The following is a 16,539-nucleotide window of genomic DNA, read 5'->3' as shown; positions in this document are numbered from 1 at the left end:
CTCCGAAGGCGGATTCCGCAGACAACGCTGGTGAGAGCTGACCCGAAACGACTTCGGGCGCAGTGCACTTCGGCCGAACCGGTGGAATACACGATGCAAAAACGACGGATTCATATTCCTCGGCTTCCACATCCAGGCGAAGACGCGAGGCGGCGGCCGTCGTGTCGTGCTCACCATCCCGTCCAAGAACGCGTTGGCGTCGGTGATGCACAAGATCAAGACACTGACGAAGCGGGGCACCACCTCGCTGTCTGATAGGAAGCTCGACCACTCTTGCCATTGTTGGGAACATTTGATGTGAGAATGCTCTATCTGCAAGGGCGCTCAGCGCCATGTGAAGCGATCGTGGGCGCGGGGTGCAGGTCGAAAGGTTCGCCGGCTCGAAGTCGATCCCGGCCAGCACGCACGCCGCCAGCAACCCTATTCATGGCACTGAGATGCTCACCGTTGCAAGGCAATAGCCGCAGCCGATGGCAATCGAGGCTGCGATGGCGGCTTGGTGCACCATTCGATCTGCCAGTGACCAAGCCGTGGTCCACGTGTCTCGAAGTCGCCAGCAAGGGTGTCAGCAGATATCAGATATGTTGCGCCGCAACATATTTCGCATCACCGAGTCGGCCGCGGCGGTAGCGCGGACGCCGGATTCGATCAGTGGTCGAGTAATGGATGCCGTTGCCGAGCCGCAATCGCTCGCATCCACTAGCAGGTCGAGAAGTGTTGCCCCAGAACGCCGATGTTGTCTTCACTGGTTTCTCACTGCCGGAAACCGCGCGGGCAGAGGCAATACGTCACCTGTCACGGCTTCGAGGGTTGTCATATGAATCCGCGCTGAACGTTGCGGACGCTTCGACACCTGGGCGGTCAGGGGGAGCAACCGCAAAGAAGACTGTTCGGTATATACCCACGGTATGATCCGTGCGCGTGCCGACGGCGCAGCACACGGCCACGCAATGATGAGGATTTTGCGTGTTGGAGGTGGGCGGCCTATGCGGTCCCGGTCTATGGAGGACGTGCGGGATTGGCTCATTGCCAGAATGGGCGAGCTGAGCCAGGTGAACCCCGCCGCGATCGACGGACGCGAGCCGTTCACCCGCTACGGGCTCGATTCGCGGACTTTGACCATGCTTGCGGGTGAGCTGAGTGCGGCAACCGGCCAACCGGTGTCGCCGACCCAAATGTGGGCGCATCCAACACCGATTGCATTGGCACGCTGGCTGATCGGGACCAGGTCGGAGCCACTGCAACAGTATGAGGCACCGGGTTCGGAGCCACAGCCGATCGCTATCGTCGGTCTCGCCTGCCGCTTCCCCGGAGCTCCGGACGCGGCGGCGTACTGGCGACTGCTCAGCACCGGTTCGGACGCGCTCACCGAACCTCCGGACGGGCGGTGGGCCGAGGACAGTCCCCCACGCGGCGGGTTCATCGATGGGATAGACAAGTTCGATCCCGAGTTCTTCGGCATCTCTGCGCGCGAGGCTCCACACGTCGATCCGCAGCAAAGGTTGATGCTCGAATTGATGCAGGAAGCCCTTGATGACGCGGGTATTCCGGTAGGCGGTCTCGGCGGCAGCGCGACCGGTGTGTTCGTCGGCGCGATGTGGGGCGAGTACGGGGCGGGAATTCGCGCCGACCCGGATCTGGTCACCGAACACACGTTGGCCGGAGGCGATCCGAGCATCATTCCCGCCCGATTGTCGTACACGCTGGGTGCACGCGGACCGAGCCTGCTGGTGAACACCGCGTGCTCATCGTCACTGGTCGCCGTGCACCTCGCGGCGCAGAGCCTGCGGGCGGGCGAGTGTGACATTGCGCTGGCCGGTGGTGTGAGTCTGATGCTGGCGCAGGATACGGTGCATGCGCTGGCACGGCTCGGGGCGCTGGCACCGGACGGGCGTTCCAAGGCGTTCGATGCGCGCGCCGATGGGTACGGCCGTGGCGAGGGCGCCGGGATGATCGTGCTGAAGCCATTGGACCGGGCGTTGGCCGACGGCAATCCGATTCACGGTGTCATCAAGGGCAGCGCAGTAAATCACGATGGGTTCACCAATGGCCTGACCGCGCCGAGCTTGCTGGCCCAGGAGTCCTTGCTGCGCAGCGCGTATCGGCGAGCGGGCGTTGCGCCGTCCGAGGTCGGGTACGTTGAAGCGCACGGGACGGGAACGGCGCTCGGTGATCCGATCGAGGCGAGCGCGCTGGCCACTGTGCTCGGTGCGGAGCGGGCGCCTGACCGGCTGCTGCCGATCGGGTCGGTCAAGAGCGCGATCGGGCATCTCGAACCGGCGGCCGGGATCGCCGGGCTGATCAAGGTGCTGCTCGCGATGCGGCATCGCACGCTGCCGCCCTCCGGCCAGTTCGCGCAAGCCAGTCCGCACATCCCCTTCGAGGAATGGGGCTTGCGGATACTTTCGCGGTCGGAGAAGTGGCGAGGCGACGCCGGAGGCCGCCTCCTCGCTGGGGTGAGCGCATTCGGGTTCGGCGGGACGAACTGTCACGTGATCCTCGAAAGCGGCGAAAACGCTCCGATCCACCTACTGCCGCTCGCCGCGGACAGCGAGGACGGCCTTCGTGTCGCCGTGCGTGACCTGGCGACCGTTCGGGACCGGGCATCGCTGGCCCGGCTGTGTGCTTCCCCCTCGGCGAAGGCGGAAGGCTCGCACCGGCTCGCGCTGTCGGTGCGCGACCCCGATGATCTCGCGGCTGCCAGCGAGAAGTTCTACAGCGGCTACACCGGAGCCGGAATCAGCACGGGAACAGTCGAAAAAGACCCGCCGAGAATCACATTCCTGTTCGGCGGGCAGGGATCACAGTGGACCGGAATGGGCGCGTGGCTGCTACCTGAGCCCACATTCCGGTCAGCGATCAACCGGTGTGAGACCGCGCTGCGCCGGCACGTCGACTGGTCCCTCACTCAGTTGCTGACCTCGGCCGACCAGAGCTGGATCGAGCGCACTGAGCTCGCCCAACCTGCAATTTTCGCGATGCAGGTCGCGCTGACCGAGCTGTGGCGATCAAAGGGAGTCGAGCCCGATGCCGTCGCCGGGATGAGCATGGGTGAGGTGGCCGCCGCGCACGTCGCCGGTGCGCTCAGCCTCGACGACGCTGTGTTGATCATGTGTCGGCGCGCCACGTTGGCGGGCAACCTCTCCGGTCACGGCGCTATGGCCCTACTAGATCTGTCCGTTGCGGACACGAACGAACTGCTGTCCCGACACACGGGCCGGGTGTGGGTCGCAGGCGAGGCCGGACCGGAATCCACTGTGGTCTCGGGTAACCGAGAGACCATCGAGGCAATGCGGCACGAACTCGCTGGGCGATCGATCGGGTCGGCTCTGATCAGGGTCGACTACGCCTCGCACAGTCCCTATGTGGATCCGATACTGCCCGGTTTGCGCGACGCGCTCGCGAATGTGCGGCCGGGCGAGACCCGAATACCGTTCTATTCCTCGGTCACCGGTGAGCGGATGGAGGGCACGCAGCTGGTCGCCGAGCACTGGGTGCGCACCGAACGCGAGCCGTGGCGATTCCGAAACACGATGGAATGCTTGCTTGCCGACGACAGTCACATCTTCATCGACGTCGACCCACATCCGATTCTCGCCCCGGTGGTCGAGCAGAACGGTGGCCGGGCGCTGCCGACATTGCGACGAGGCGACCGCGACTGCTCGACGCTGATCGATTCGCTCGGTGCGCTCTACGTCCGAGGCGCCGTCCGGCCCTCCGTGCCGGACCACGGCCGGACGGAGTTGCTGGTGCTTTCCGCTCGATCGCGTGAATCCCTGTTCGCATCGGCGAACGACGTGGCGCGCAAGCTCATCAGCGATGATGGAACCGCCCTGGATGACCTGTGTTATACGGCGGCCGCCCGGCGGGACCATCACGAACACCGCCTCGCTGTGACGGGTTCGTCGCCGAATGAGCTGGCCGACTCCTTGCGCGCCACAGTCGGGGGCAGCATGCCGAGCAACACGTGGATGGGCACCGTGGAGCATGGCGAGCGGCGCCGGACGGTGTTCGTGTGCTCCGGTCAGGGTTCGCAATGGATCGGAATGGGCCGAAACCTGTTGACCGAACCGGTCTTCCGCGCCGCCGTCGAGGAATGCGACGAATTGCTACGGCCACTGACCCGTTGGTCGCTGACCGACGAGCTCACCGCATCGCCGGAACACAGCCGCCTGCACCTCACCGCGGTCGCGCAACCCGCGCTGTTCGCAATCCAGGTGGGGGTCATTCGGCTGTGGCAGGCATGGGGACTCGTGCCGGACGCTGTTATCGGCCACAGTGTCGGCGAGGTCACCGCAGCGTATGTGGCCGGGGCACTGTCTCTCGCCGAATCGGTCGAGGTGGTATACCACCGCAGCCGGTCGATGCACGCCGCGGTGGTGCCCGGGGAGGGCGGCATGGCATCGGTCGAACTGCCTGCCGAGCGGTTGCGCGGCATGCTGCGGGAATACCGGGGGGAAGTGGCGATCGCAGCGGTCAACGATCCGTATTCGACGGTCGTCTCGGGCAGTGACTCCGCACTGGCGGACTTGCTCGGACGGCTGCGTCGCGACGGCGTCGCTTTCCGTGAACTCCGGGTCGGTTACGCCTTCCACAGCGCGCAGATGGATCCGGCTGCGGATGACTTGTCCCAGGCACTCGGCACACTTGCGCCCGAGTCGAACCGGTTGCCCGTCTACAGCACAGTTTCCGGGAAGCTCGCTGCCGATCAGCGATTCGACTCGGACTACTGGAGGCGAAACGTCCGGCAAACCGTACGGTTTGCGGATGCGGTGGACGCGGCGATCTCCGACGGGTACCGAGTTTTCCTGGAGGTCGGCCCGCATCCGGTCCTGATGGAAAATATCCAGCGATGTTTTGCCGCCCGCGGCATCGATGGTTACGTCTTCGGTTCATTGCGCAGGGACGAGGACGACCTGTCGTCGCTGCGGCGCGCCGCCGGCGCGCTGTATGCGGCCGGTTGCGCGCCGGACTTCGATCAGCTCCTGGGTACCGGTCGAGTCGTGTCGCTGCCCGCGTATCCGTGGCAGCGAAAGCGGTACTGGCTCGCGGCGGACCGGCGCGCTGTCCTGTCCCGCACTGCCGAAGGTCACCCGCTGCTGGGTCCCGGTCTGGTCTCGGCGGTCGAGCACGGAACCCGGTACTGGCACCGCGCTCTGGACCCGGCACACCTGCCGTATCTGGCCGGCCTCACGGTGGGCGGGAGCGTTGTGCTTTCCGCGGCCACCTTCGCCGAAATGGCGTTGGCTGCGGCCGCGGAGGCCTATGAGACCACGGATATCGCCGTTACTCGGCTGACGTTCGAACGCTTGCTGGAGCTGACCGCCGCGGTGTCGCCCACGACCCAGACGGTGATCAGCACCCGGGACGAACTCTTCCAGATGTTCAGCCGCCGTGGTCCGGACTGGGTGCGGCATGCGCTGGCCACCGTCGGCCCAGACACTGGTACGCCGCACGTGCACGAACAGCCGGCTTCGATCCGGAAGCGCTGCACGACGCGCCGGGACGGCGCCGAGCACTATCGGGCACTGGCCAGGGCGGGACTGGATATCGGCGAGCACCTGCGTGGGGTCTGCGAGTTGTGGTTCGGCCAGGACGAGGTGCTGGCGAGAGTCATCCCGCCGACACCGTCTCGCCGTGCCGATTACCGCGTCCATCCCGCGGTGCTCGATGCTGGTCTGCAGGCGCTGATCGCCCTGTGCAACGGTTCGTCAGGCAGTTATGTGGTGACCGAGATCGGCCGGTTGCGGGTGTATCGGGCGCCGACCGGCCCGGTCTGGGCGCACGCCCGATCGGCCGGTCCGGGTGGTGACCTCTACCTGCTCGACGACGACGGCCGGGTGCTGGTGGAAGTCGAGGGCGTGCGTCTGAGCTCGCTCGCGCCCACCGATCCGGATCCGGCTGCCGATTGCCTCTACACCGTGGAATGGCGCGAAGCCCCGCACCGAGAATCATTGCGAGAGCGGATCGGGCCGTGGATCGTGTTCGCGGGTGAGGACGCCCTCGGCACCGAACTCGCCGACGCGTTACGTGCGCGAAACATTCCCTGCGATCTGAAGACCGACCGGGCACTCAGCTCTGCCACGACCGAGTCGCTGCGCACCGTTCTTCCCGGACAACCACCTGCCGGGGTGGTGCACATCGGCAGTCTCGGCGCCTCCAGCGCGAGTGCGCTGGCCGAGGCTTTGACCGGAATGGGATGGCGGGATCGGCCACGACTGTGGCTGCTGACCCGTGCCGCACAGGCAGTCGGCGCGGATACCACTCCGGTCAGCGTCGACCAAGCGTCCCTGTGGGGACTCGGCAGGGCGATAGGGCTCGACTGTCCGACGCTGTCCGTCACGCGAGTGGACCTCACGGCGCGGCCGACGCCCGATGAAGTGGCCACACTGGCAACAGAATTGCTCAGCGACGACCGGGATACCGATGTGGCCCTGCGTCCCCACGGCCGGTTCGTCGCCAGGCTGGTTCGGGTGCCCGCGGCCGCTGAGCAGGCGGCGCAGTTGCAGTCAGACGGCACATATCTGATTGTCTGCGGGGACACGGCATCAGCCGAGCCGTATGCCCGGTGGATGATCGACTGCGGCGCGCGCAACATCGTGATCTTGGGCCGGGCCGCTGCCATCGTGCCGATCGACGTCCCGGGGGCCCGGGTGCTGACCGTCGACACATACGATACCGGCGATCATGAGATGAGCTCCCTGATCGCCGAGATCGAAACCGCCGCAGGCCCATTGCGCGGGCTGATCCACACGGGGAATGGTGACAGCGCATGGCGGTGGCACCAGCACACACTCGATCGCAGGCTCGATTTCTTTATCCTCTGCTCCTCGGTCGCCGCATTGTTCGGTCGCCCGGGTGACGCACCGGACAGTGCTCGGCTGGATGCCATCGCCCACCACCGCCGTGCCCTGGGCCTGCCCGCACTGAGCTTGCATGTCGCGCGGGCAGACACAGCGGCACAAGGCATCGCCGAAGCGCCCGCGAGGAGTCTCACGCGGGCGTTGGATCGTGGTATCGGCTCGAATCTCGGTCGGCTCGCAGTCATGGATCCGAACCTCCGACACTGGTTCGAGTCGTACCCCGGAGCGGCCGGCGCGCCCTTTTTCGATGCGGTCGAAACCAGGGCCCCCGATAGACCTACCGCATTCGCCGCCAGGCTGGCCGCGGCCAGTGTCTCCGAACGAGGCGCGCTGCTCGAGGAGCACCTGACGCACCAGCTTTCCCTGACGCTGCAACGAGATCCAGTGAACCTGAGCCGGAGGGCGACGTTCCAGGGCATGGGCATGGGGTCGATCATGGCGGTGGAGCTACGCAACCGGCTGGAGTCCACGCTCGGCATCCGGTTGTCGGTCGCGCTGCTGTTCACCTATTCCACCGTGGCCGCGCTCGCGGAGTTCATCGCGGATGAACTTGCGGTGACGCAACCCTCGGCGCGGCAACCGGATTCGGAATCGGAGGACGAGCCATCCCTGATGACGGACCTCGATCTACTCTCGGATGCCGAAGCCGAGGCCATGCTGCTGGACAGTATCCGGCTGGTCGAACAGGAACTGGGCAATGACTGAGCAGGCGTCGGTGAAGCAGGCTCTGACGGCAATCCGAACGCTGCAGGCACGGTTGGACCGCGAACTGCTGGCGAAGACCGAGCCGATCGCCGTCATCGGCATGAGTTGCCGGGTGCCCGGCGGCGGCACCAGCCCGGACGAGTTCTGGCGGCTGATCGACGGTGGCGTCGACGCGATCAGCGACGTGCCCCCGGACCGGTGGGCAGCCGACGACGGCGCCACCGCGAGCCGCTGGGGCGGCTTCCTGTCCGGTGTGGACCGATTCGACCCGGCCTTCTTCGGTATATCGCCTCGTGAAGCCGAGGCGATGGACCCCCAGCAACGCCTGCTGCTGGAAGTGACCTGGGAGGCGTTGGAACAGGCGGGACGGGCCCTGCCGGAGCAGTTGAACGGCTCGCGAACCGGTGTGTTCGCCGGCGTCGTCGTCACCGATTACGACCGGCTCAGCGTCGGCAAGCGCGATATCTACACCGTGACCGGCAACGGGCACTCGTTCCCCGCCGGACGGCTGTCGTATGTGCTCGGGTTGCAGGGGCCGAGCATGGTGGTGGACACGGCGTGTTCGTCGTCGCTGGTCGCGGTGCATCTCGCGGTGCAGAGCCTGCGATCCGGCGAGAGCACGATGGCGCTGGCCGGTGGTGTCAACGTGATGCTGGCCAGAGACATGACCGACATGATGGCCAGCTCTCGCGCACTGTCCGGCGACGGGCGGTGCAAGACCTTCGACGCGTTGGCCGATGGCTACGTCCGCGGTGAGGGATGCGGGATGCTGGTCCTCAAACGTCTGTCCGTCGCGGTGGCAGATGGCGATCCGGTGCTCGCCGTGATCCGTGGGTCCGCGGTGAACTCCGACGGCCGTTCATCCGGGCTGACCGCGCCGAACGTGTCCGCGCAGAAAGCGTTGCTACGTCAGGCATTGCGCAACGCGCGCGCCGACGCGGCGGATATCGGCTATGTCGAAACACACGGCACCGGAACGCCCCTGGGTGATCCGATCGAAGTGGATGCGCTCATCGATGTGATCGGAAAGCCGAGGGAGGACGGCTCACACTGCGTGCTCGGTGCGGTGAAGACCAACATCGGTCATCTCGAGGCGGCTGCCGGGGTGATCGGGTTGATCAAGGCCGTGCTCGCGTTGCGCTGGGAGCGTATTCCGGCGAACCTGCATTTGCACACGCTGAATCCCCGGATCGACCTCGACGGAACCGCTCTGGTGCTGCCGAGAGAACCGGTCCCGTGGCCGAGACGCGACGGTGTGACGCGGATGGCGGGAGTCAGCTCGTTCGGTATCAGCGGGACGAACGCACACGTCATCGTCGCTGATCCGCCGGAGCGAGTCGAACCTCCCGTAGCTGCGCCTACCTCAGGGTCCGCCCTGGTACCGATTTCCGCGCGCGACGCACAGGGGCTGATCGAACTTGTCGCAGCGTTCCGGACGACGCTGGCCGACAGGCAGGCCGAGATCGCCGATATCGCCTACACCGCGGCCGTCCGTAGACACCATCACGAACACCGTGCCGCACTGGTGGTGTCCGCAGACGGACAACCGCAGCTGGTGTCGGGTACCGAACCTGCCCAACGGCACCGGACCGTGTTCGTATTTCCCGGACAGGGCTCGCAGTGGCTCGGTATGGGCCGCGCGCTGTTCGACAGTGAGCCGGTGTTCCGCTCGGCTGTCGAGGCGTGCGACGACGCGATCCGCGACGAAGCGCAATGGTCGGTCATTGCTGAACTGACCGCCGATCCGTCCGAGTCCCGGCTGAACCGGATCGACATCGTCCAGCCTGTGCTGTTCGCGATGGAGGTCGGCTTGGCAGCGTTGTGGCGATCGAAGGGCATCGAGCCCGACGCGGTCATCGGCCACAGCTTGGGCGAGGTGGCCGCCGCGCACGTGGCCGGCGCGCTCTCCCTGACGGACGCGGCGCGAATCATCGTCCGCCGCAGCCGGTTACTGCGCACACTGACCGGACGCGGCGCGATGGCGCAGGTGGAGCTGCCGTTCGAGGAGGCGAACGCGGTGCTTTCGGAGTGGGCGGACCGGGTGTCGATCGCGGCGAGCAACAGTGCGCGTTCGACTGTGCTGTCTGGTGCTCCGGACGCGCTGGACGAGATCGTGGCCCAGCTGACCGATGCCGGGGTGTTCTGCCGCCGAATCAAGGTCGAGGTCGCCGCGCACAGCCCGCAAGTCGACGCAATCACCGATGAGCTCGGCCGTGAACTGGGTGTACTGGAACCGAAGGCCGCCGCGGTGCCGATGTGGTCCACCGTGCTCGGAAGTTTCTGCGGCGGCGCCGAACTGGATGCCGCCTACTGGGTCCGCAATCTACGAGAACCCGTGCTGTTCTCCGAGGCGGTCCGCGAACAGATTGCGGCGGGCCCGACGGTATTCGTCGAGTTGAGTCCGCACCCGATCCTACTGACTTCGATAGAAGAGGACGGCGGTACGGTCGTCGCGTCAGGTCGTCGCGGACACGACGAACGCGAGATATTCCTCGGATCGCTTGCCGCGCTGTATGTCCGGGGCAGCCGGGTCGACTGGCCCGCGCTGCACCCCGGCGGCGGGCGCTGCGTACCGCTACCCGCTTATCCGTGGCGGCGCGAACGTTACTGGGTGGACCGGACTCCGGTCCACCCAGAGCAACGCGGACACCCGTTTCTCGGCGCGCCGGTCAGCCTCGCGACCTCGCCGGGGACTCGGATCTGGGAGCGGGAACTGCATCTGCCCTATCTGGCCGACCACACCGTCGACGGTGCGGTCGTGTTCCCGGCGTCGGGCTATGTGGAGATGGCGCTGTACGCCTCCGGGCGATCATCGGTTCTGAATGATCTCGTATTCGAACGTATGACAATTCTCGGCAGCGACGGCTCCGGCCACTTCCAACTCATCGAGGACGCCGACGGCTTCCAGGTATATGCCCGCGCAGACAATTCCGAGCCGTGGGTGCGCTGTGCACATGGGACGATCGGCCGTGCCGACGACGGACCACCTACGGCCGAGCCGCTGACGTCGGTGCGGGACCGCTGTCGCACCGAGGTCACTGCGGACGAGCACTACGCGCGATATGCCGGGCGAACCATCGACTACGGCCCGGCCTTTCGTGGCGTACAACGAATCTGGACCGGTGCGGGTGAGAGCATCGCGGCGATCGAACTTGCGGAGTCGTCAACGGGGTACGTCTGCCACCCGGCCCTGCTGGACGCCTGCTTCCAAGTCCTCGGCGGTGTACTGCTCGACCGGCTGCCGACCGGAGGAATCGTTCCGGCGCGGATCGAGCGGCTTCGAGTGCACGGGCCGATCGGTCGACGGGTGTGGGTACACGCGCGCGCAAGGTCCACCGAACACTGTGGTGATCTGCTGGTGCTCGACGAGGACGGCACCGTGCTGATCGAGGTCGAGGGGCTCACGGTGGCCGAGCTCGCCGAACCGGATCCGTACCGAGACTGGCTCTACCGGGTGGATTGGGCCGCGGGGGAACGTCTCGTAGCGCCGGATCGGCGCGACGGGGCTGCCGGTACCTGGCTGGTGCTCGCCGATTCCGCCGGTGTCGGCAGCGCCCTGGCCGCACTGCTCGAACAACGCGGCCGAACCTGCGTCCTGGTCGGCAAGGACGACATCGACGTTGCCGACGATGAAGCCTGGAACGCACTGCTGGACAACGTCGCCCAGAGCGAACCGGGCTGTGCCGGTGTGGTGCACCTGTGGAGCCTGAATACCACCGACACCGAATACGTCACCGCCGATACCCTGACCAAGGATCAGCACACCACCGGGCTCAGCACGGTGCGCCTGGTCCGCGCGCTCGCTCGCCTGGGCCTGCGGGACCATCCCCGCTTGTGGCTGGTCACCCGAGGAGCGCAGCAGGTAGGCGGCGAACCGGTTGCGGTGTCCCAAGCTCCGCTGTGGGGACTGGCAAGGACATTGAGCGTCGAGCATCCCGAACTGGAATGCACCCGGGTGGACCTCGACTCGGAGTGGACGCTCACTCGTTGCGCCGCGGAACTCCTTCCCGAACTCGTCGCATCAGATCGCGAAGACGAAATCGCGCTGCGCGAGGAAGGGCGGAAGCTCGCCAGGCTGGTACGGACCCGGTTCGACTACGGGAATGCCGAGCCGGCGCTGACCGGCGGGACATACCTGATCAGCGGTGGGCTCGGCGGGCTCGGTATCGGCCTGGCACGCTGGCTGGCAACCCGCGGGGCGCAGCACCTCGTGCTGGCCGGACGGCACGAACCGGGTCCGGACGCACAGGCGAGGATCGCCGAGCTCAGGCGCGATGGTGTCGAGGTGGTGGTGGCGCGCGCGGACGTCGCCCAGCGCGCGGACGTCGCCAGGGTGCTCGCCGATATCGACGACCGGATGCCACCACTGCGCGGAGTGCTGCACACGGCCATGGTGCTCGACGATCGGACCATTCTGGGACTGGATGCCGAACGATTCGATCGGGTCCTGGCACCCAAGGTCCGCGGCGCGTGGAACCTGCACGAACTGACCGGGGACCGGGAGCTGGACTTCTTCGTCATGTACTCCTCAGCGTCGGCTGTGCTCGGTTCACCGGGACAGGCGAGCTACGCGGCCGCCAACGCATTTCTGGGCGGGCTCGCGCGGCATCGGAAATGCAGTGGCAGAACGGCATTGTGCGTGGACTGGGGTCTGTACTCGCAGGACGGAATCATGGCGAGGCGCGAGTCGGAAGGGCAGCGACTCGCGCACCGGGGGGTCGGCACCATCACCCCTGCGCAAGGTGTGGACATCCTGGGTCGCCTGCTGGGCGGCAGCGCCAGCCAGGTCGTGGCGGCGAATCTCGATCTGCGGCAATGGCTCGCGTTCTACCCGTCTCTGGCCGGTGCGTCGCTGTACGCCGAACTCGACGACGACAACCGCGGGAACACCAGCGGACGGCCGACCGAGTTCGCGGACCGGCTGCGCGTGGCCGCCGCTGCCGAACGCCCGAGTTTGATCGACACCATCGTGACCGGACAACTCAGCCAGGTCCTGCACCTCGACTCAGCTCAAATCGACCGGAAAGCACCGCTGACCACCATGGGCGTCGACTCGCTGATGGCGCTCGAACTACGGAATCGGCTCGAATCCGAACTAGGCGTACGACTGTCGGCGACGCTGCTGTACAGCGCGCCGACAGTGCTCGCGCTGACCGGACAGCTACTCGACGCGCTCGGCATGGCCGAGCCGCAGGCGACCACCGGCCAACTAGATGAACTCGGAGATCTGGACATGGACGATCTGCTGGCGCAGATCGACGATTCGATAAACCGGCTCGAAGAGGGGGAGTTCACGTGAACATCGCCGACGAGCAACGTTATCGCACACAGCTCGTGAAAGCCGCTTCCGCGCTGCGCACGATGGAAGCCGAGGTCGTGCGGCTGCGGCGACAGCACACCGAAGCTATTGCGGTAATCGGCATGGGCTGCCGTTTCCCGGGTGGCGCCGACGACCCCGAAGCATTCTGGACGCTGCTCTCCGACGGTGTCGACACAGTGTCCCAACGACCCGACCGTGCCACCGGTGACGCTGGAGCAACCGGCGCTTTCCTGCCCTCGGTGGACGGATTCGACGGGGCGTTCTTCGGGATCTCCCCACGGGAAGCCGACGCGCTGGATCCACAACATCGGCTGCTGCTCGAGGTCGCCTGGGAGGCGCTGGAAGACGCCGGAGTGGCGACCGAGCGGCTGGCCGGCAGCCGAACCGGCGTCTTCGTAGGGATGAGCAGCAATGACTACCTGCTGCTCAGCGCGCGGTCCGGCGCAATGAGCGGCTATACCGGCACCGGAACGGCCCACAGTTTCGGCGCGGGTCGGTTGTCGTACCTGCTCGGGCTGCGTGGGCCGAGTCTCGCGGTGGACACCGCGTGCTCATCATCGCTGGTCGCGGTACATCTTGCGATCCGGAGCCTGCGGACCGGGGAAAGCTCCCTCGCCCTGGCCGGTGGGGTGAATCTCGTTCTGGACGAAGCGGTGACCGAGATGATCAGCGATCTACAAGCGCTGTCGCCGGATGGCCGGTGCCGTAGCTTCGACGCCCGTGCGAACGGTTTCGTCCGCGGCGAGGGCTGCGGAATCGTTGTGCTGAAGAGGCTCTCCGATGCGCTGGCCGACGGCGATCGAGTACTGGCAGTCTTGCAGGGTTCGGCAATGAACTCCGACGGTCGCTCGGCCGGGCTGACCGCACCCAATCCACTGGCGCAGCGGGACCTACTGCGCCAGGCGTTCGCCGATGCCCAGGTGCGCCCCGTCGATATCGGGTATGTGGAGACCCATGGAACCGGCACCGCACTCGGAGACCCGGTCGAGATCGAGGCACTGGCCGAGGTTTTCGAGGAGGGGGACGCCAACAGTGGCGGTTGCGTACTGGGTGCGGTCAAGACCAACATCGGACATCTCGAGGCCGCCGCGGGCATCGCCGGACTGATCAAGGCGGTACTGGCCTTGCAGTACGCGGCAATCCCCCGCAACCTGCACTTCAGCACGCTCAATCCGAGGATTTCCCTGACCGGAACACCTTTCGTCATCCCGACGAAGACCATCGCGTGGCCGGAGGGCGAGAAGCCGCGGATCGCGGGTGTCAGTTCGTTCGGTATGAGCGGCACCAACGCGCATGTCGTCGTCGCCGAGGCGCCCACGGTCGAGCAGCTGCCGCCGCGGGGCGGACCGGTCCTGCTGCCGCTGTCGGCGCGCAGCCCGACCGCGCTGATCGAGTTGGCTATCGCACACGCGAATGTCCTCGAGCGGGAAGATGATCCGTGCGATATCGCCTATACCGCGGGAGCCCGGCGTGATCATCACGAATGGCGGACCGCCGTAGTTGGTACCTCCGGTGCCGAACTGGCCGAGCACCTACACGCATTCGTGCGCGCCGGTGCCACGCGGGCGCGAGCCACGGCACCCACGATCACCTACGTCTTCTCCGGGCAGGGGGCGCAGTGGATCGGTATGGGTCGCGAGCTGCAGGGCAGTGAACCGATCTTCCGCGCCGCACTCGAAGAATGCGACCGATTGGTCGCGGAGCACACATCGTTATCGTTGCTCGCGGAACTGGCTGCGCCAGAAGGCGAATCGAGGCTACACCGCACGGAGATCGCCCAACCCGCGCTGTTCGCATGCCAGATTGCGCTGTCGGCCCTGCTCGCGTCGTGGGGCATTCGGCCCGACGCAGTCATCGGGCACAGTGTTGGTGAGATCGCCGCCGCGCATGTCGCGGGTGCGTTGAGCCTGGCGGAAGCCATCAGGATCGTGGTATCGAGAGGACGCCTCATGGCGCCGGCCGACGGTTCGGGGGCGATGGTTGCAGTCGCGCTGGGGCCGGATGAGATCGCGAACGTTATTGCCGCATCGAACACTTCGGTCGTGGTGGCAGCGATCAACGACGACCGGTCCGTCGTACTATCCGGCTCGGTGGACGAGTTGCACACCGTGCTCAACCCGCTCCAGCGGCGAGACGTCCACTGCCGCTGGTTGCCGGGCGGCTACGCATTCCACTCACCTTCCATGGCCCCGATGGCCACAAAGCTCGCGAAGGAACTCGCCGCGGTAGAGTGCGGCCCCACAACGTGCCCCATGTACAGCACGGTGGGCGGAGACCGGATCGCCGGAAGCGAATTGACCGGCGACTATTGGGCGAACAACGTCCGGCAGCCGGTCCGATTCGCTGACGCTGTGCACGCCGCAGCCCGCGATAGGCAGCAGATCTTCCTCGAGATAGCGCCGCATTCCGTGCTCTCCGGCCATATCGCGAACTGTCTCGGCACAGCAGCTGCAATCCCGACGTTGCGTAGGGAGCGCCCGGAACAACGCAGCCTGCTCAACTCGATTGCCGAGCTCTACACCGCGGGCTATCCAGTGGACTTCGCCCGCCTGTACCCGGATCGGCGCCGGGTCGCGACGTTGCCGCGCTATCCATGGCAGCGCAAACGTCATTGGCTCGACGCACCGGCACCGCCCAGCGAACAGGTGGCCGTCGTGCCGGCGCACTGGGTCGACGAACTGATCGGGTTGCCGAACGGCGATCGGGAGGCCGCGATCGAGGCAGCAGTACGCCGGGACGCAGCGGCCTTACTCCAGCTACCTTCGCCCTCGGACGTCCCGGTGGACGGCAAGTTCATGGCACTCGGCATGGATTCCCTGATGGCCGTGCAGCTGCGACACGAACTCGCGGCGCGAACCGGACTCGCGCTGCCGTCGACGCTCGCCTTCGATCATCAGACCCCGAGGGCGGTCACCCGGTATCTGTTGAAAGTGCTCACGGAGTACACGAAGGACGAAACATAATGAAGGTGTACGGGGCGGCCACCAGCGCATGCACCCACAAGGTACTGATGGTCCTGGCCGAGAAGAATCAGCACGCCGAGCTGGTCGAGGTGAGTGTTCTCCAAGGGCAGGACAAGTCGCCGGAGCACCGGAAACTCCAGCCGTTCGGTGAGATTCCGGTACTGGAGGACGATGGGTTCCTGCTGTACGAATCGCGGGCTATCATCCGCTATCTGGACCATCGGTTGCCGGGCCCGGCACTGACACCGGACGACCTCAGGCTGCGCGGGCTGATGGAACAGTGGATCAGCATCGAGCAGAGCTACGTCAGCGGACCGGTGTGGGACCTCGTCCGCGCCGGCCCTGTGTACGAGATCATCCGCCGCAGCCCGGGCGCGAAATTCCTTCCGCCACCACCAGATCGGAACGCCATCGCTGCGGCGCGCGGTGAGCTGGCAACCGCGTTCGACGTCGCGGACGCCACGCTGGCCAGGCAGCAATTCCTCGCCGGACCCGAGTTCTCGCTCGCCGAAGTGACCTGGCTGCCCTACTTGCAGTATCTCGTCGCCTCCAACGGTGTAGACCTGATCGACGCGCGACCGAACCTTGCGCGCTGGTGGCGAGAGATCAGTGACAGGCCCACCTGGCGCCGGGTCGGACAAGTGCTGGAGCGGCCCGAGTGAACCGGTTCGACCTGTGGGGTGAACAG

The 16,539-nt window shown here is 66.3% G+C and carries 4 protein-coding genes; all 4 read left to right on the top strand.

The window, feature by feature from the left end; genetic code table 11:
* Positions 1–986 precede the first annotated feature (986 nt).
* The 4 genes from ACIBJI_RS40700 to ACIBJI_RS40685 are packed head-to-tail and all read left to right on the top strand — an operon-like array spanning position 987 to position 16,513.
* A complete protein-coding gene (locus ACIBJI_RS40700) occupies positions 987–7,568 on the top strand; it encodes an acyltransferase domain-containing protein (RefSeq protein WP_397088451.1) in 6,582 nt (2,193 codons plus the stop codon).
* Positions 7,561–12,867: a type I polyketide synthase gene (locus ACIBJI_RS40695; protein ID WP_397088449.1), complete on the top strand. Its 5,307-nt coding sequence runs from the start codon at positions 7,561–7,563 to the stop codon at positions 12,865–12,867. Before ACIBJI_RS40700 ends, ACIBJI_RS40695 begins: the two co-directional genes overlap by 8 nt.
* Positions 12,864–15,851 carry a type I polyketide synthase gene (locus ACIBJI_RS40690; protein ID WP_397088447.1) on the top strand — a complete coding sequence of 996 codons (2,988 nt, stop codon included), beginning with the start codon at positions 12,864–12,866 and terminating at the stop codon, positions 15,849–15,851. The genes ACIBJI_RS40695 and ACIBJI_RS40690 overlap by 4 nt, the downstream gene beginning before the upstream one ends.
* A complete protein-coding gene (locus tag ACIBJI_RS40685; RefSeq protein WP_396956525.1) occupies positions 15,851–16,513 on the top strand; it encodes a glutathione S-transferase family protein in 663 nt (220 codons plus the stop codon). The genes ACIBJI_RS40690 and ACIBJI_RS40685 overlap by 1 nt, the downstream gene beginning before the upstream one ends.
* Positions 16,514–16,539: the final 26 nt, after the last annotated feature.

The organism is Nocardia sp. NPDC050408, from assembly GCF_044458905.1.
Classification (GTDB): Bacteria; Actinomycetota; Actinomycetes; order Mycobacteriales; family Mycobacteriaceae; genus Nocardia.
This window is presented reverse-complemented; position numbering and strand designations above follow the sequence as displayed.